We start from the raw sequence: 17,085 nt of genomic DNA, 5'->3' as shown, positions 1-17,085 counted from the left end.
CTACGCTTTTTCATGATGCGCGGCGTAACATAGCGTCTTTTCGAGATATAGCGAAGGAAGCAATGGCATTGGGAGAGCATCTGCGCCAGCAACTGGCGGCGAAAGCGCTGAAACGGCAACTGGAGCGCGCGACGGATGCTGCCGCGGCACCCGGCGTGCCCGCCTCGCTCGCGGCGCAGACCGCATCGGCGCGCAGCCGTTTCGAATCGATGCCGCAGTATCAGCAGGTTCGGATCATGCGCGAGATGGGCGAGAAATTGCGGGTCGATTCGCCGTTTTTCCGTGTGCACGACGGGGTTGCCGGTGCGACGACGCAGATCGGCGGCCGCGAGTACCTGAACTTCGCGAACTACAACTACCTTGGGCTTGCCGGCGATCCGGGCGTGTCCGCGCGCGCGAAAGCCGCGATCGACCGTTACGGCACGTCGGCATCCGCGAGCCGGATGGTCGCGGGCGAGCGCCCGGTGCAGCGCGACCTCGAGCGCGCGCTGGCCGCGTTCTACGAGACCGACGACTGCGTCGCGTTCGTGAGCGGCCACGCGACGAACGTGACCGTGATCGGCGCGCTGTTCGGCCCCGGCGATCTGGTCGTTCACGATGCGCTGGCGCACAACAGCATCGTGCAGGGCGCCCAGCTGAGCGGGGCGAAGCGGTTGAGCTTCGCACACAACGACTGGCAGGCGCTGGACGAACTGCTGTCGCGCGTGCGCCGCGAATACCGGCACGTGCTGATCGCGATCGAAGGGCTGTACAGCATGGACGGCGATTTCCCCGACCTGCAGCGCTTCGTCGACGTGAAGACGCGCCACGGCGCGTTCCTGCTGGTCGACGAGGCGCATTCGCTCGGCGTGCTCGGCGCGACCGGCAAGGGCATCCGCGAGCATTGCGGCGTCGCGCCCGACCAGGTCGACATGTGGATGGGCACGATGAGCAAGACGCTGGCGGGCTGCGGCGGATTCATCGCCGGCTGCCAGCCTCTCGTCGACATGCTGCGCCATCTGGCCCCGGGGTTCCTGTACAGCGTCGGGCTGGCGCCGACGCTCGCCGAAGCGTCGCTGGCCGCGCTCGAACGCCTGCAGGCCGAGCCGGAGCGCGTCGCGCAGTTGCAGGCGCGCGGGCGGCAGTTCCTGACCGAGGCGCGGGCCGCCGGCCTGAATACGGGCACGAGCGCGGGCTACGCGGTCGTGCCGGTGATCACGGGCAGCTCGCTGAAGGCCGCGCAGTGGGCCAACGCGATGTTCGACGAAGGGATCAACGTGCAGCCGATCTTCTATCCGGCCGTCGAGGAAAAGGCGGCTCGCCTGCGCTTCTTCATCTGCTCGACGCATACGCCGGAGCAGATCGGCCGGACCGTTGCCGTGTTGTCGCGACTCGCGGGGCGTAGCGCATGACATCGACCGGCGCGTTCGCGCAAGCGGTCCCGCGCGCCGGCGAGCGCGTGCGGTTTCGCGCGGCCGATGCCGCCGACGCGGCGTCGTGCGCGCCGCTCGTGTTTGCATCCGGCGTGGCGGAATTCGGGTTCTTTCTCGGCGAAAGCGACGCGAGTTGCATCGCCTTCCTGCAGCAGGCGTTCCGCTCGCGTCACGGGCGCTTCTCGTGGCGCCGGCATCGTGTCGCGGTCGCCGACGACGGCGCCGTGCTCGCGGTGATGGCGATTCACGACGGGCGGCGGACGACGTTCGACGACGTGCATGTCGTGTGGGCGCTCGGGCGCTTCTTCGGTGTGCGCCGCACGATCGGCCAGCTGTTGCGCGGGCTGATCCTGGAAACGGAAATTCCGGCGCCGAAGCGCTCGCAGATCCTCGTCGCGCACTGCGCGACCGACGAGCGGCAGCGCGGCACGGGCATCTTCAGTGCGCTGTTCCGCGATGCGCTCGATACCGGCGCGTTGCCGACCGACGGCGGCCGCGACGTCGTGCTCGACGTGCTGACCCGCAACGTGCGGGCTCGTACGCTGTACGAACGGCTGGGGTTCGCGGCGCTGCCGCGGCCGCGCGCCCGTTCGCGCCGGCTGCCCGCCGAACTCGATTCGATCAGGATGCGGTTCCCGGGCCGCGCCTGACGGCGCGGCGGCGTCATTTGTGCCGCGGACTGAACGGCCGCTGCTCCACATCGGCCCCCTGGGCGACGATCGCCATCCCCTCCGGCACTTCCTCCCATGCATCGCGCAGGTCGACGAGCGGCTCGGATACGACCATGAACGCGTCGTCGCCGGCCTCGGCGATGCGCGGATTGTGCGGATACAGCTCGTGCAGGTGCCTGAACGACGTACTGTGGAACAGCGAGCGCGACTGCCGTTCGCTCGAATAGCGCACCGCGACGATCCGTTCGCCGTCGGTCGCGCAGATCGTCATGTTGAGCGGATCGGCCACCCGATGCCGCGCGGCGGTTTCCTCGACCACGCCGGCCATCCGCTCGAGCGCGGGCAGCGGCGTCTGCTCGAGGCCGTACGTGAGCGCAAGGCGGAACATCAGCTCGGAATCGGTCGAGCCCTCGAGTGTCGGGAACAGCGCGGGATCGACCTTCATCGTCAGGTCGCGGCGCAGTTTGTGGAAGTCGCGGATCAGCCCGTTGTGCGCGAACAGCCAGCGGCCGTGGCGGAACGGGTGGCAGTTGGTTTCCTGCACGGGCGTGTCGGTGGCCGCCCGGATATGCGCGATGAACATCCGCGAGCGGATCGCGCGTGCGGCCTCGCGCAGGTTGCGGTCGTTCCACGCAGGATGCACGGAGCGGTAGCGGAACGGCAGTTCGTCGGGGCGCCCGTACCAGCCGATGCCGAAGCCGTCGCCGTTGGTGGTCGTGGCGCCCAGCTCCGAATGCAGGCTCTGGTCGATCAGCGAATGCTTCGCACGGAACAGCACGGTCTCGAGGTGGATCGGATTACCCGTGTAGGCGAGCCAGCGGCACATGGAGCGCTCCTTCGCGATGGATCCTCCGCGCATGGTAGCCGACTTTGCGACGCGTCCGTGCCCGTGCGCGCCCGGCCGGCCATTCTGGCAGGTACGCCGGCCAATCTTCATACCTCGTTCGCCCGGATGCGCGAGGCGCAACCGGGCGGCCATGCAGCCATGCAGCCATGCAGCCGGGCGCCGCCGCGCGCGGGCAGCGCCGCGGCCGTCAGGTTCAGTCGCCGAGCGCGTCCATCACGCGCGCCGAATAGACGAGCGCGGCGCCCGCGTTCAGTGCCACCGCGACGCCGAGCGCTTCCGCCACTTCCTCCTTCGTCGCGCCATGCTTGACGGCTTCCGCGGTATGCACGGCGATGCAGCCGTCGCAGCGCGTCGTGACGGCCACGGCGAGCGCGATCAGCTCGCGCGTCTTGGCGTCCAGATGGCCCGTCTTGGCGCCGGCGCCGGACAGCGCCTTGTAGCCGGCCAGCGTATCGGGCGACAGCTTGGCGATCTCGCCGATGCGCGTCGAGAGTTCCTTCCGGTATTCGTTCCAGTTCAGCATGATGCGTCCTTTCGAGAAGTGGTGAGGAGTGCGGCGGGTGCCGCGATCTCGGGCGATGCACGGCTATTCTGATCGTTCGCGCGGAGGGTTTCGATACGCCGGCGCGTGAATTTTTTGCGCAACCGCGTCATTGCTGCCCCTGGGTCAATGGTTGCCGCCGGGCCGCCGCCGTGCGCAGCGGGAAATGCAACAGCGCGAAATGTAAGACTGTGGGCGTTGCCGTCTTTGCGGGTGTCAAAGCTGCTACCATGCGCGAAACGCAACTCAACGAAAACGTTTTCGAACAACAAGAAAGAGAGGGCAAAGCAATGAACCAGACCACCATCCAGCAGCCGTCGTTCGCGTTCGTGGCCGCGTCGTGGGCCGCGCTGCTCGCCGGTTTCGCGGCGTTCCTGATCGGGCTCTGGAATGCCGGCATGCAGCTCAACGAGAAGGGCTACTACTTCACCGTGCTGGTATTCGGCCTCTATGCGGCGATCTCGCTGCAGAAGACCGTCCGCGACCGCGCGGAAGGCATTCCCGTCACCGCCATCTACTTCGGCCTCAGCTGGATCGCGCTGCTGCTGTCGATCGCGCTGCTGATCGTGGGGCTCGTCAACGCGACGTTGCAGTTGAGCGAGAAGGGCTTCTATGCGATGTCGTTCGTGCTCGCGCTGTTCGGCTCGGTGGCCGTGCAGAAGAACACGCGCGACCTGCAGAGCGCAAAGCCGCGCTACAGCGAAGCCGATTCCGCGTCGTCCGTCCAGGAGTGACGGCCGCGAAGCGGGTGCCCGCGAGGCCGCCCGCTGCGTGACGACGGTCGCTCCGCATTGGCCGGTGCGCCCCCGGGCTGCCCGCCCGATCGTTTCATCCATGCCGTCGCGCATGACGATGGAGATATTCCGAATGGCAGACATTACAGAAGCCGCGCCGGGCACGTGCGCGGCCGCCCGTGCCGTGGCGCCGAAAGCCGCGCTCGTGCTGGAGACGAACAACCTGCGGGGCGGCGCGGGCCTCGCGCAGGCTGTCGACAGCCTGAAGCGCCTCGTGTCGGCGTTGTCCAGGCAGACCGTGCCGCCCGCGGCACTCGCGCAATGGATCATCACGCACGACGGCTTGCCGGCCGACGCGTGCGCGCAGATCGCCGCACTGGCGGGGCGCCCGGTCGACTTCGTCGAGATCGGCGCGAGCACCGGCTACTACGATGCGAAGAACGACGGCTTCGATCGCGTCGACGCGGACCGCTGCGACATCGTCGTGTTCGGCGATGCCGATTGCCGGCCGGCCGACGACTGGCTCGAGCACCTGCTGGCGCCGTTCGCGCGCGCCGGCGACGATGCGCCCGTCGCGGTGGCCGGGCGGACCAGCTATGCGCCGAACGTGCTCGGCACCGCGCTGACGTCGATCGATTTCATGTATTTCCCGAGCCCGCTGCGCGACGGCGCAACGCGCAACTTCTACGCGAACAACGTCGCGTTCCGGCGCGACGTGTTCGCGCAATTCCGCTACGAGCCGCTCGACGGCGTCTATCGCGCGCATTGCCAGGTGATGGGGCTGAGGATGCAGGCGGCCGGCGTCGCCGTCGAATTCGCGCCAGGCGCGCATACCGAGCATCGGCTGCCGGACACGCATCGCGAATCGCTCAAGCTGCGCTGGATGCGCGGCGAGGACAGCGTCGGGCTGACACCGTATCTCGTGAGGGCCTATCTGCCGCGCGGGTGGCAGTGGCTCGGCCGCAGCGGCCCGCTCGGCCCGTTCTGCGTGATGGCCATGCGGCTCGGCTACAGCCTGCGCGCGCTCGATCGCCAGCAGTTGCCGCCATTGGGCGCCGGCCGCTATCTCGCGGCCGTCGGCGTCACGATCGCCGCGTCGGCCGTCGATACGCTCGGCGCGCTCGTGCGCGGCTTCAGGCCCGGCAGGCGCGCATCGGCCCGGCGCGATCTCGAAGCACTGTCCTATCACCGTCATTGAAGCACCGCCGCGCCTCGCGGCGCGGCCGCGATACGCCGCCACCCTGCATCCATTCCGACGACGACCATGCCCTCACTCGCCACCCGTATTGCCTGTCTTGCCCTGTTTGCCGTCAGCGCCGGCGCCCATGCCGCGCCGGTCGATCATGCGGGGCGCGGGATTTACCATTTCGCGTCGCAAAGCGGCTGTCCGTTCGCGAGCGCTGCTGCGGAGGAGTGCAATCGCGTCGCCCTCGATGCGCCCGACGTGCATGCGAGCATCGATACCGACGCACGCGCGATCGTTTTCTCGAGCGACGCGACGCGCCACCCGCAGGACGTGCTCGGCGACGTACTGCTGCAGGGCACGGGTATCGACGCCAGCGGCCGGCGCGTGCCGCTGAGCGTGCACGTGCTGCTGCGCCGCGACGGCGCGAAATGGGACCGCGACGTGTACGTCCACGCACCCGTGCACGGCCGCTTCACCGATGTGCGGATCGATCCGTATCGCGTGCGCGTGAAGGAGGGCGACGCCGAGCGCGACGTGCTCACGCCGGACGAAACGCAGGCGCTGTTCGCGCATCCGTCGCTCGCGTCGCGCCTTGCGCGCCATCTGGTGCAGGTCAGTGCGACCGATCCGAAGCAACCGTCCGCGGACGACATCACGATCTCACTCGGCGTCAGCGGCCTGGCGAAGTCGGTTGCGCGCGCAAGCTTTACGTCGAATGCGCCGCGCGACGCCGACGTCGGGCATGCGCTCGCCTCCGGCACGTGGTCGATCCGTTTCGATGCGTTGAGCAATCACATTCCGGTCTGGGTCGCGCAGCGCGAGTTGTTCCTGTTCGGCCTCGACGGCAGCGCGCTCGTGAAGGACATCCGCGAGCGCGGCTTCCGGAAGAACGACCGGATCGAATTCGGCGCGCGCGACGGCAGCGGCTATCTGCGCGTGAACGGCCGCGAGGCGGCATTCGCCGGCGCGTCCGCGTCCGCGCATGCGTTCATGCAGGAAAGCTTCGTCGGCCTGATCCTCGGATGGCGTCGGGATCCGGCCGCCGCCGCGGGTGCCGCGACGAAATCCGCAGCCGCGCGCGGCGTGCCGGCATGATCGCGACCGGCGAACTGCCCGCGGTGCACGACGCGCGTTTCGGCTGTCTCGATGCGCCCGTGCCACGCGGCGCGGCGCGGGTGCGCGCGTATCTCGTCGATCGCATCAAGCGGGCCGCGATCCGGCGGCTGCATCGCAGCACGCATGGCGAGCGCTGGATGCTGCGCGTCTACCTGATCGGCGAGGAAGCGACCGAGTGCGCGTTGCACGAGGACTGGGCCGGACAGCCGCCGGATTGGCTCGCGCCGCGGATCGAGCAGCATCTCGCGGACGAGCGCCGTCACGCGGCCGCGTTTGCCGATGCGCTGCGTGCACGCGGCGTCGCGGCGTCGACCGGACCGCACGAGCCCGACTGGCTGAGCCGGCGCAAGATCATGCGATGGCGCGGGCTCGCGCGGCGCCACGCGCCGCATTTCGCGCAAGGCGTGCTCGTGACGGCCTACGCGACCGGCCTGTGCGCGGAACAGATGGCGATGCGCGTGCTCGCGCGCCACTGCGCGACGATCGGCGCCGCGCATCCGCTGTATCCGCTGCTCTCGCGCGTGCTCGCGGACGAGACGCGGCACGTCCGGCTGTGCTCGGACACGCTGCGCCGGCTTGTCGCGCCGTCCGAGGTCGTGCATCTCGCCGCATTGCTGAACGAGATCCGCGCGATCGAAGCCGGTTTCGGCGTGAGCGGCGCGCTGGCGATGTACGCGGCCGGCTGGTTCCAGTCGCTGCGCCCGCGCGCATGATGCCGCGAATCGTCTATCTGGCGACCGCCGATGCTCGCGGCCACCTGATGCGCGCGCAACTGCTCGTGCATGCGTTGCGCGCGGCCGGTGCGCAGGTCGACGTGCTGACGACGTCCGATGAAGGGCAGGCGTTCCTGGCCGCGTTCGGCATCGACGCGGCCGTGCTGTCCCGTCACTACGCGGTGCAGTTCGACGAACGGCAGAACATGCTGCGCGACGCGACCGATCGCAATGTCGCGCACTACGTGTTCAGGCCGACGCGCATGCTGCGCGACATCGCGCGGCTGCGGACGCTCGTTCGCGATGCGGCGCTCGTGATCAACGATTCGTTTCATCCGGCGCTGCTGTTCATGGGCGCGATGCCGGGCTGGCGGCGCCGTGTCGTTCACGTGTACGGCGGCAGCCTGCGCCGCGCGCTGACCGCGAATTTCGATGCACGGCTGCCGCCGGTGCTGGCGCGCGCTTTCGCGCGGATCGTCGACTGGCAGATCGATTCGGCGCTGGGCCGCATCGAGCACGATTTTGCGTACGAGGTTGCCGACGCCGCGCAGCGATCGCACCCGCATTGCCGCTTGCCGACGCCGGTGCCGGTCGTGAACGGGCCGCCGGTGTGCGAGCCGGCGGCCGCGGCCGTTTATCTGAATCCGCACTTTCGCGACGTCGCGCTCGCCGATGCACTGTCGGCCGGCATGCGCGACGCCGGGCTCGCCGCACACCGCGTGGGCGAGGGCTACGCCGGGCACGACGGCTGGAGCGGCGTTGACGCCGACTGGGCGACGCGCGCCGCGCACGCGCCGCTGATCGTATCGGCGCCCGGCATGGCCGCGCTGTCGATCGCGCGCGTGTATCGCCGCCCGATCCTGCTCGTGCAGTCCGACCAGCCCGAGCAGGCGAGCAACGCCGCGCGCGCGGCACGGCTGCAGCTCGTGCATCGCGTCGTCACGTGGCGCGGCGACGCGGCCGCGTTCCGGCGGGAGGTCGGGCAGGCCGCCGCCGCGCTGATGCGCGATCCCGGCACGCCGGCCGGGACGAGCGCCGGCCGCGAACAGGCGCGTGCGCGCGTGGCCGCATGGACGTCGCGCATCCTCGCGCTGCCTTTGCAGGCCCGTGCACGCGATTTGGATACGCGATGCGAGGCACCGGCGCGACGATGAACAGGCTTTCGTTTCGAGACGACCGTCGGGCCGCTATCCGCCAGATGCTGGCCGCGACGTTCGGCATGGCAGCCGGCCTCGCGATCTTCTTTCTGCTGGAGCGCGGCGTCACGCCGCGCTACGTGTTTGCGACGGCGCTCGACGAGCGGATTCCGTTCGTCGCGGCGTCGTGGTTCGTCTATGTCGGCTTCTTCCCGTTCGTGATCGCGCTTGCCGGGCAGGCGCGGCCGGCGGCGTTCGCCGCGTTCAGGGACGCCGTGCTGATCGCGTTCGGGTGCGGGGTCGTCTGCTTTCTGCTGTTTCCGGAAGCCGTGCCGCGGCCCGACGTCGCGGAGATCGGCAATGCGTTCGTGCGCCATCGCCTCGCGCGCATGTGGCAGCTCGATCTCGCGGCCAACGGCTTTCCGAGCCTGCATGTCGCGGTGACCTGTCTCGCCTGCCGGATGCTGGCGGAGCGGCAACGGCGCGCGGCAGCGGCGATCGGCCTGCTGATCTGCGTGTCGACGCTGACGCTCAAGCAGCATACGGTTGCCGACGTGCTGGGCGGCGTGGCGCTCGCGGCGGTCAGTGCGCTGTGGGTCGAACGGCGTTCGCTGCGCAGGGGGCTCGCGTGACGGATGTCCTGCTTCACCCTGCCGGGTCGAATGCCGGGCTCGCTCGGTTCGCGCCCGATGCCGCGCTGTTTCGCGTGAGCGCGTTGCGCGTCGGCGCGGCGCTGGCGGGCGACTGGCTGATGATTGCCGCTGCATTCGCGCTGGCGGTCGCGTTCGCGCATCCGCTCGGGTATGCCTGCGCCGCGATCGTGATCGCGCGCAGCCAGCTCGCGCTCGCGGTCATGATGCACGAGGGGGCGCACGGATTGCTGGCGCGGAACCGGCGCTGCAACGACGCGCTGGGCCAACTGTTCGCGGCCGGCCCGCTGTGGCTGTCGCTGCGCACCTATCGCGCGGGCCATCTGAAACACCATCGCGCGCCGATGCAGCCGGACGATCCCGTGGCGCTGCTGTTTGGCGTGCACGACTATCCGGTGACGCGCGCGCGGCTGATCGGCCGCCTGCTCGCGTACGCATGCGGGATCGGCTACGTGACGAGCGTCGTGAAGCTCGCGCGCGGCGAGTTTGCGCATGCGTTGCCGAAGGTCGGGAAGTCGCGCGCGTATGCCGTGTGGGAGGTCGCAACGATGCTGACCGGCAACGGCGTGTTGCTGGGCGCGCTCACGCTCGCCGGACATCCGCTGCTGTACGTCGGGCTATGGATCGTGCCGTCCGTCACGCTGCTGCCGCTCGCCGGGCAGGTGCGCGCGATCTTCGAGCACGCGGGGCTGCCGGCCGGCGACGACCAGAGCCGCAACGCGCGCACGATTGCGCGGCGTTCGTGGCAGACGTTCCTGTTCGGCCCGCACGCGATTCATTTTCATATCGAACATCACCTGTTCCCGCGCATGCCGTTCCATCAGTTGCCGGTCGTGCACCGGCAGCTCGCGCAGCGGCGGTTGCTGCCGGACGGCAATCTGTACGCGGGATACGGTGCGGTGCTGCGCGACGTGAGCGTGCGCTGATGCGTCCCGTCGCGCGGTGTTTTCCAATTTCCAGGAGCAAGCCAGTGAGAGTCGATTTCAAGCCGCGGGTCCTGCATCGGGCGGCGCTTTCCGTGGCGCTCGCAGTGCTGGCGGCCGGTGCGGCCGCGCAGACGGCGCCCGCGAAGGCCGGGGCGCCCGCCGTCATTGCGGTCGGGAACGGCCCCGCCGGCATCGCGTTCGGTCCGGACGGCAAGCGCCTGTACGTCGCGAGCAACGGCGACAACACCGTCGCGGTCATCGACGTCGCGGTCGGGCAGCGCATGCGCGATCTCGGCGATCGCCCGGCGAAGGCGCCGAAGGACGGCTGTCCCGACAATTTCTGTCGCGGCGTGGGGGCGACGGGCATCGCGATCGCCGCCGACGAACGTCATGCGTACGTGAGCTCGATGCGCCCCGATTCGCTGGCGAGGCTCGACCTCGACAGCGGGCAAGTCGACAGCGTCGCGAAGGTGCAGCGTTTTCCGCAAGCCGTCGCGGTGTCGCCGGACGGTGCGCGCGCCTATGTGCTGAACGTGGTCGCCAATTCCGTATCGGTCGTCGATCTCGCGACGTTCCGCACGCTCGGCAAGCCGATTGCATTGAGCGGCGGGAACGCCGCCAATCAGCCGTTCGGGCGGCCGGCGGCGCTCGCGCTGTCCGCGGACGGCCGGCGCCTGTTCGTGACGAACGGCGTGGCGGGCGGCATCGACGCCTTCGATACGCAAACGCGCGCGCAGGTCGGCACGATTCCCGATGCCGATGCGTATGACCTCGCGGTCGAGCCGGGCTCGGGCAATCTGGTCGCGCTGTTTCGCGACGGTATCGCGGCCTACGACGCGAACACGTTGAAGCCGCGCCAGGCCGCGCAATATTGCCGCGCGTTGACGAGCTATCACCTCGCGGTCAGCCCGGACGGCCGCATGGTGGCGTTCAGTCTGCCGCAGGAGAACACGGTGCTGGTTGCCGATCGCGCCACGGGCATGCTGCGCGCCGCCTACCGCACCGGCGAATGGCCGCTCGCGCTGGCGTTCAGTCCGGACGGCAGCCGGCTCGCGGTGCTCAATGCGAGCCAGGACGGCAGCGTGTCGCTGTTCGACGTGCGCGATCCGGGGCAACTGGCCGGCTATGTGGCCGCCAGCGGCGAGCTGTTCTGCCGGCCGGCCGCGCAGGCCGCTTCGGAGTGAACGACGGGAATCGTCCGGCTTGCAGTGCGCGATGCGCGTGCCGGCAGCGGGCATGAATGGAATGGCAAGGAGAAAAGGATGATCCGGATGACGAACGGATTCAGCGTGCGTATCGCCACCTGCGCGGCCGTGGCCGTGCTGCTGAGTGCATGCGGCAATGTTCCGCTGGCAGGCGGGCCGTCGCTCGAATGGGTGGCCGGCACGCCGGGTTCGGAGGGCAACCTCGACGGCGCAGGTGCGGCCGCGCGTTTCGCCGGCGGCTTGCGGCTGCACGCGGATCGCGACGGCGGCGTGCTCGTGGCCGACAAGTACGCGTCGACCGTGCGGCATATCGATGCGCAGGGCCACGTGACGACGCTGGCCGGCCGCAGCGGCGTGCGTGCGTATCGGGACGGCGCGTCTTCCGTTGCGCGCTTCGACCAGCCGGGCGATGCGGTGCGCGCGCCGGACGGCACCGTCTACGTGGCCGACGCCGGCAATTCACTGGTGCGCGCGATCCGTCCGGACGGCACGGTTGCCACGATCGCGGGCGTGCCCGGCCAGTCGGGCGATGCCGACGGTCCGCGCGGGGTCGGGCAGCTCGATCACCCGGACGTCATCGCACTGGACGGGCAGGGCCGGCTCTGGACGCTCGAGCAGTACACCGGCCATCTGCGCATCGTCGGCACCGACGGTTCGGTGGCCACATGGAAGCAGCCCGACGGCGATTGCATGCCGGCGGGAATCCGCGCGATCGCGGCGAGCCCGGACGGGGCGATCTGGATGACCGACGGCAAGACGTTCGGCCACGTAACGCCCGCCGGTTACACGCCACTGGTGTCGTGCGGGGCAGCCGATGCGCCGGGCGGCGCGAATGCCGCGAGCGACGCAGCCGCCGCGGCCGAGGCCGCCGCCGTGCGCGTGCCACCCGAAGCGGGCCCGGTTGCGGCGCTGGCCGGCAGCGTTCCGTTCATCGGGGCCGCGCCGGCGAGCGGGCATGACGAGAACACCGCAGCGAACGACACGCGCGACGATCCCGACTACCTTGCGCTTGCGTTCGATGGCGCAGGGCGGATGATCGCGGCCACCGCACGGTCGATCGTGACCGTCGGCGCCGACGGCAAGCCGGGCGCGACCGTGCGTATCGCGCAGCCGGAGTCGCGTCGCGGCGGTTCGGGCGATCGCGATCTGACGTCGCTGGCGGTCGACGGATCGGGCCGCCGGCTGGTGACGACCGGCAGCGGCGAGGTCGTCCTGCAGGCGGCGCCGGACGGCCGCCTGCTCGCGTACGCGGGGCTGAGCGGCAGCGGCGACGCGTTGCCGGCGGCCGAAACGGCCGACGCGAAGGTCGTCCGCCTGCCCGGTTCGGTCGACGACGATTTCGCGATTGCCGCCGACGGTACGATCTACTACGTCGACCGGCTCGACGACGCGATCTACCGGATCGCGCCGGACGGCAAGGGCGAGCTGTGGGCCGGTGCACCCGACGACAAGGGGCGCGCCGACGGGCCGCGGCTGAACGCGCGTTTCCGCTATCCGTCGGGGCTCGCGCTGGATGCGGCGGGCAACCTCTATGTCGCGGACAGCGGCAACGCGCTGATCCGGCGGATCGATCCGCAGGGCAACGTGCAGACCGTGAGCGGCAAGGCCAGCGACGAGACGCGGGTCGACGGCCCGTTCGCGCAGGCGACCTTCTGGCGGCCGCGCTACCTGCGTTTCGATCGCGATGGCCGGCTGTACGTGCTCGACGACAGTCCCTATGTGGCCGGCACCGGTGCGAGCATCCGTCGGCTGGATTTCTCGACGGGAACGGTGACGACGGTGGCGCGCGAGGCGCAGCAGTACAAGATTCCACGCGAAGACGTCGAGCGTTTCGTCGCGAGCAGGCGGCGGCCCGGCAGCTACGAGGATCTGGCGATCGGACCGCAAGGGCAGTTGTACGTGCTGAGTCGCGACGTGGTCTGGCAGATCGACCCCGCGACCGGCGCTCACCGGATTCATTTCCTGCCCGGGCCGTGGCCGGCCGCGGAGCACGCGTACTACGGCGCGCTTGCCGGCGCGAAGTCGCGCGACGAGGAAGACCGTCTGACGAACAACCTGATCAGTTGCGACTGGACGTGGTGCATGCCCGACCGGATCGCGGCCGATGCGAACGGCAACGTCTACGTGAGCGACAGCGGCAACCACACCGTGTTGCGGATCGACGCGCGGGGCGACGCGGCGGTGATCGCCGGGCAGCTCGGGCTGCGCGGCAATCGGCCGGGCGCACTGCCGGGATCGCTGAATCGTCCGGCGGGCATGGCCGTCACGCCGCAGGGCGATCTGCTTGTCGAAGTCGGGGAGAAGGGAATCGTGCGGTTGCGCGCGCCGGGCGCGGCGGCGGCCCAGGTGCCGGTGGCGGCAGCGACGGCGGAAGGGGCCGTGGCGGCGAGCGGGCGTCAGCCTTGATCGCCGGGGCGATTGCCGCCTGCCCGCCGGCGGGCGGGCCGTGCGTCGTCCGGACGTGGCAGGCCTGATGGCCGGCGTAGCGCGCAGATTCAATTGCGTTGCGCTGGCGCTCGGCGCGCTCGCGGCGTTCTGGAGCGTGACGTCAATCGACGAGCAACTTGCTTTCATGCGGACATCGGTCGCCGTCCAGGGGACGGTCGTCCGGTTGAACCACGGCGCACATCACCCGCAGATCGAGTTCGTGACGCGAAGCGGCGAGCGCGTATCGTTTCCGGGGAGCTTCGTGTCGACGGAGGTCGGCGATACCGTTCCGGTTCGCTACGATCCGGCCAGGCCGCGGATCACCGCGCAAGTCGATACGTTCACGAACAACTGGCTCGATTCGCTGATGGCGATCGCTTTCACGATCGCGCTTCTTTATGCCGGCCTGACGGGCCAATCGCTGCTTTCGCGGGCCGGCGGGACCGGACGCGGTTGAGCGCGCGGCGGGCTTGCAGCCGATGGTGCGCGAGTTCCGGCAGGGCGGGGTGCAAGGGGCTGGCGGGTCGTGCCTGGTTCGAACGCGTGCTCGCACTGCCGAGCCCGGCTGCACCAGGCGACAGACGCAAAAAAGCCTCCGCAGGGGAGGCTTTGATTGCACTATCGAAGATAGTTGGTAGGGTGGGAGGGACTCGAACCCTCGACTCTCTGATTAAAAGTCAGATACTCTAACCAACTGAGTTACCACCCCACGTTCTTGAAACCTGTCACTGTCAGGTCGTTGCCTCAACAACTTGGCTGCGACCCGAAGAGCAAAAGATTATAGTGGCGGGTTATTGGTCTGTCAACAACCCGCCGCCATAATTATTTGATGGTTTCGAGCTTGCCCTGTGCCGTCTGCGCTGCATTCGACCCGGCATACTGCGAAACGACCTGCTCGTACGTCTTCTTCGCGGCCGCTTTCTGGCCTTGCTCGAGCTGGTTCGTGCCGATGGCCACGAGCGCATCGGCCGCACGCGGGTGCTGCGGGAACTTGCTGACGATCCCTTGCCACGTTGCAGTCGAGCCGCGGTAGTCGCGCAGCGCGTATTGCGCATTGCCGTACCAGTACTGTGCGGTCGGCTGGTACGGACTCTGCGGATACTTCGCGATGAACGCGCGGAACGAAGCCGCCGCCGCCTTGAAGTTGCCGTTGCGGAACTGCTGCTGCGCCGCGCTGAGCGCGTCGGTTTCACCCGGCTGCACGGTGCCTTCCACGCCGTCGATCGTCGCCTGCTGCGGCTCGAACTTCTTGAGCCGCGTGTCGAGATCCTGGTAGTACTCCTTCTGCTGCCGCTCGAGCGTCGTCAGCCGGTTCGTCAGGTCCTCGTTCTCGCCGCGCAGCGTCGCGACCTGCTGGTTCAGCTGGTCGATACGGCCGGTTTGATCGATGATCGTCCGCTGGGCGGCCGACAGCTGGCTGGCCAGGTTGTCGCTCTTGCTGCGCAGATCGAGCACGGCGCGGCGCGCGTCGTTGTCGTCGAACATGCCGGCGTGCGCCGGCGCGGCCGACCACGCCGCGCCGGCGACGCAGAATGCTGCGGCAATGCGCAGCCAGGATACACGGTGCGTCATACGGCGATTCTTCCGTTACTTACTGTTGGTAGACGAGGTCGGCGCGACGGTTCTGCGCCCACGATGCTTCGTCGTGACCCGTTGCCTGCGGCTTTTCCTTGCCGAGGCTCACGGCTTCCATCTGCGAATCGGACACGCCGAGCAGTGCCATCGCACGGCGGACGGCTTCCGCACGCTTCTGGCCCAGCGCGAGGTTGTACTCGCTCGTGCCGCGTTCGTCGGTGTTGCCCTGGATCAGCACGTGGCGCTGCGGGTGGCTCTTCAGGTACTGGGCGTGTTGCTGCATCAGCGGCTGGTAGTCGTCCTTCACCGAATAGCTGTCGAAGTCGAAGTAGATGCTGCGCTTCGCGAGCGGGCTGTTCGGGTCGTTCAGCGGATCGACGTTCACTTGCGCGACATTGTCGGCGCTCGGCTGGGTGCTGACCGCGCCCGCGTTGTTCGCGTTTTCGTCGAGCTTCACGCCCGACTTGCACGCTGCGAGCGCGCTGATCATCATCACGGCCAAGGCCAGACGAGCTTTATTCGACATCATGGTTACTCTCCTTGTGGTCATTGCATGAAGGGCCCCCACGACGGCTCACGAACGGAGCCGCCCTGGACGGACAGGATTTGCGGCGGCGCGCTGCCGTCGGAGGGCACTGCAGCCAGAACGTTGCGACCACCCGACTGGGTGGCGTACAGAAGGTACTGGCCGTTTGCCGCGAAGCTCGGCGATTCGTCGCGATTCGTATTCGTGATGGCGTTCGCCGCGCCGGTCTGCAGATCCTGCACGTACAGCTTGAAGCCCCCACCCGTACGGGAGATATAAGCGAGCAGCTTGCCGTCCGGGCTCACGCGCGGGCTCGTGTTGTAGCTGCCGGTGAAGGTCACGCGCTGCGCGCCGCCGGCGCTTTCGCCCTGCGCGGACATCCGGTAGATCTGCGGCGCACCGCCGCGATCGCTCGTGAAGTAGATCCAGCGGCCGTCCGGCGAGTAGAACGGCTCGGTGTCGATCGAGCCGCTCTGCGTGAGGCGGCGCAGGCCGCCGCCGGTCGAATTGACCGTGTAGATCTGCGTGTTGCCCGTCAGCGACAGCGCGACGGCGAGCGTGTTGCCGTCCGGCGACCACGCCGGCGCGCTGTTGTTGCCCTTCTGGTCGGACACGATGTAGCGGCGGCCGGTCGGCAGGTCATGGATGTAGACGATCGGCTTCTTGCGCTCGAACGAGACGTACGCGACCTTGGTGCCGGTCGGCGACCAGGACGGCGAGATGATCGGCTCGGTGCTCGACAGCGCGATGCGCGGGTTCTGGCCGTCCGAATCCGAGATCTGCAACTGGTAACGGTTGCCGGTCTTGATCACGTACGACAGCCGCGTGGCGAACACGCCGCGCACGCCGAGCAGCTTCTGGTAGATGTAGTCGGCGATCTTGTGGCCGGCCGTGCGCAGCGTGGTGTCGGTGGCCGTCAACGACAGGCCGCCGAGGCTTTGCTGCTTCACGGTGTCGTACAGGATGAAGTTGACCTTGTACTGGCCGTTCGACTCGCGGTTGACGCTGCCGGCGACGAACGCGTTCGCGCCCTTGGCCTTCCACGCGCCGAGATCGACCGATGCGGTCTCGGGGACGGGCGTGCTGCCTGCGTCGATGTTGGTGAATTTGCCGCTGCGGGCGAGGTCGGAGCGGACGATCGACGTGACCTGCTGCGGCAGGTTCGCCTCGTTCGTGAAATTCGCCGTGGCAATGGGGAACTGGGTCGACCCGACACCGGTGATCAGCACGTTGACCTGGGCGTTAGCGGCGCTGCCCGCCGTAATCAGACACGAGGCCACGAGTGCCCTGAAACCTAGCTTTGTCATCAAACTCATGCTTCTTGCTTCCCGTATGACTTGAATCGCTGCGCAACCGCAGAGACAGTAAAAATACCCGATTCGTTCCCGTCTGACAGCGATGCCCGGAGTTTAAGCGCATT

17 protein-coding genes and 1 tRNA gene are annotated in these 17,085 nt (G+C 68.8%); 12 read left to right on the top strand and 6 right to left on the bottom strand.

Annotation, left to right across the window (positions count from 1 at the left end):
* Positions 1–62 precede the first annotated feature (62 nt).
* Positions 63–1,391 carry an aminotransferase class I/II-fold pyridoxal phosphate-dependent enzyme gene (locus GQ57_RS06820; protein ID WP_034197459.1) on the top strand — a complete coding sequence of 443 codons (1,329 nt, stop codon included), beginning with the start codon at positions 63–65 and terminating at the stop codon, positions 1,389–1,391.
* Complete coding sequence (locus tag GQ57_RS06815) at positions 1,388–2,062, top strand: GNAT family N-acetyltransferase (RefSeq protein WP_034197458.1); 675 nt, start codon at positions 1,388–1,390, stop codon at positions 2,060–2,062. Before GQ57_RS06820 ends, GQ57_RS06815 begins: the two co-directional genes overlap by 4 nt.
* 13 nt (positions 2,063–2,075) lie before the next feature.
* Here the strand turns inward: GQ57_RS06815 and GQ57_RS06810 are convergent, their stop codons facing one another.
* Both GQ57_RS06810 and GQ57_RS06805 read right to left on the bottom strand, forming a co-directional pair.
* Positions 2,076–2,909, bottom strand: coding sequence for a class II glutamine amidotransferase (locus GQ57_RS06810; protein ID WP_031399591.1), 834 nt, complete (start codon positions 2,907–2,909; stop codon positions 2,076–2,078).
* A 214-nt stretch (positions 2,910–3,123) separates the two neighbouring features.
* Positions 3,124–3,453 (bottom strand): carboxymuconolactone decarboxylase family protein, encoded by a 330-nt coding sequence (locus tag GQ57_RS06805; RefSeq protein WP_031399590.1) that lies wholly within the window; start codon positions 3,451–3,453, stop codon positions 3,124–3,126.
* 308 nt (positions 3,454–3,761) lie between these two features.
* On the opposite strand from GQ57_RS06805, the gene yiaA reads away from it, so the two are divergent.
* The 10 genes from yiaA to GQ57_RS06755 all read left to right on the top strand — a co-directional run bounded on the left by yiaA (position 3,762) and on the right by GQ57_RS06755 (position 14,021).
* The gene (gene yiaA, locus GQ57_RS06800) at positions 3,762–4,205 is read left to right on the top strand and encodes an inner membrane protein YiaA (protein ID WP_031399589.1); all 444 of its coding nucleotides are present in this window, start codon (positions 3,762–3,764) and stop codon (positions 4,203–4,205) included.
* Positions 4,206–4,338: 133 nt separating this feature from the next.
* Positions 4,339–5,403, top strand: a complete 1,065-nt coding sequence (locus GQ57_RS06795; RefSeq protein WP_034197457.1) for a glycosyltransferase — start codon at positions 4,339–4,341, stop codon at positions 5,401–5,403.
* Between the two features lie 66 nt (positions 5,404–5,469).
* Positions 5,470–6,486 carry a hypothetical protein gene (locus GQ57_RS06790; RefSeq protein ID WP_034197456.1) on the top strand — a complete coding sequence of 339 codons (1,017 nt, stop codon included), beginning with the start codon at positions 5,470–5,472 and terminating at the stop codon, positions 6,484–6,486.
* Entirely contained in the window at positions 6,483–7,220 is a 738-nt protein-coding gene (locus GQ57_RS06785) for a hypothetical protein (RefSeq protein WP_052001121.1), read from the top strand. Before GQ57_RS06790 ends, GQ57_RS06785 begins: the two co-directional genes overlap by 4 nt.
* Positions 7,217–8,374, top strand: a complete 1,158-nt coding sequence (locus tag GQ57_RS06780; RefSeq protein ID WP_034197455.1) for a hypothetical protein — start codon at positions 7,217–7,219, stop codon at positions 8,372–8,374. Before GQ57_RS06785 ends, GQ57_RS06780 begins: the two co-directional genes overlap by 4 nt.
* A complete protein-coding gene (locus tag GQ57_RS06775; protein ID WP_034197499.1) occupies positions 8,371–8,988 on the top strand; it encodes a phosphatase PAP2 family protein in 618 nt (205 codons plus the stop codon). The genes GQ57_RS06780 and GQ57_RS06775 overlap by 4 nt, the downstream gene beginning before the upstream one ends.
* The gene (locus GQ57_RS06770) at positions 8,985–9,932 is read left to right on the top strand and encodes a fatty acid desaturase family protein (RefSeq protein WP_034197454.1); all 948 of its coding nucleotides are present in this window, start codon (positions 8,985–8,987) and stop codon (positions 9,930–9,932) included. The genes GQ57_RS06775 and GQ57_RS06770 overlap by 4 nt, the downstream gene beginning before the upstream one ends.
* A gap of 44 nt (positions 9,933–9,976) precedes the next feature.
* Positions 9,977–11,116, top strand: a complete 1,140-nt coding sequence (locus tag GQ57_RS38105; protein WP_160257504.1) for a beta-propeller fold lactonase family protein — start codon at positions 9,977–9,979, stop codon at positions 11,114–11,116.
* Between the two features lie 87 nt (positions 11,117–11,203).
* On the top strand, positions 11,204–13,543 hold the full coding sequence (locus GQ57_RS06760; RefSeq protein WP_152603207.1) for a hypothetical protein: 2,340 nt from the start codon (positions 11,204–11,206) through the stop codon (positions 13,541–13,543).
* 67 nt (positions 13,544–13,610) lie between these two features.
* On the top strand, positions 13,611–14,021 hold the full coding sequence (locus GQ57_RS06755) for a DUF3592 domain-containing protein (RefSeq protein WP_052001110.1): 411 nt from the start codon (positions 13,611–13,613) through the stop codon (positions 14,019–14,021).
* 175 nt (positions 14,022–14,196) lie between these two features.
* Here the strand turns inward: GQ57_RS06755 and GQ57_RS06750 are convergent.
* From GQ57_RS06750 to tolB, 4 genes are all read right to left on the bottom strand, one after another.
* Positions 14,197–14,273, bottom strand: a tRNA-Lys gene (locus tag GQ57_RS06750).
* Between the two features lie 113 nt (positions 14,274–14,386).
* Entirely contained in the window at positions 14,387–15,136 is a 750-nt protein-coding gene (gene ybgF / locus GQ57_RS06745) for a tol-pal system protein YbgF (RefSeq protein WP_031399579.1), read from the bottom strand.
* A 19-nt stretch (positions 15,137–15,155) separates the two neighbouring features.
* Positions 15,156–15,668, bottom strand: a complete 513-nt coding sequence (gene pal / locus GQ57_RS06740; protein ID WP_031399578.1) for a peptidoglycan-associated lipoprotein Pal — start codon at positions 15,666–15,668, stop codon at positions 15,156–15,158.
* Positions 15,669–15,685: 17 nt separating this feature from the next.
* Positions 15,686–16,981, bottom strand: coding sequence for a Tol-Pal system beta propeller repeat protein TolB (gene tolB, locus GQ57_RS06735; RefSeq protein ID WP_031399577.1), 1,296 nt, complete (start codon positions 16,979–16,981; stop codon positions 15,686–15,688).
* Between the last annotated feature and the right edge of the window lie 104 nt (positions 16,982–17,085).

Source organism: Burkholderia sp. MSh2, from assembly GCF_000731655.1.
In the GTDB taxonomy this organism is placed as follows: domain Bacteria; phylum Pseudomonadota; class Gammaproteobacteria; order Burkholderiales; family Burkholderiaceae; genus Burkholderia; species Burkholderia paludis.
This window is presented reverse-complemented; position numbering and strand designations above follow the sequence as displayed.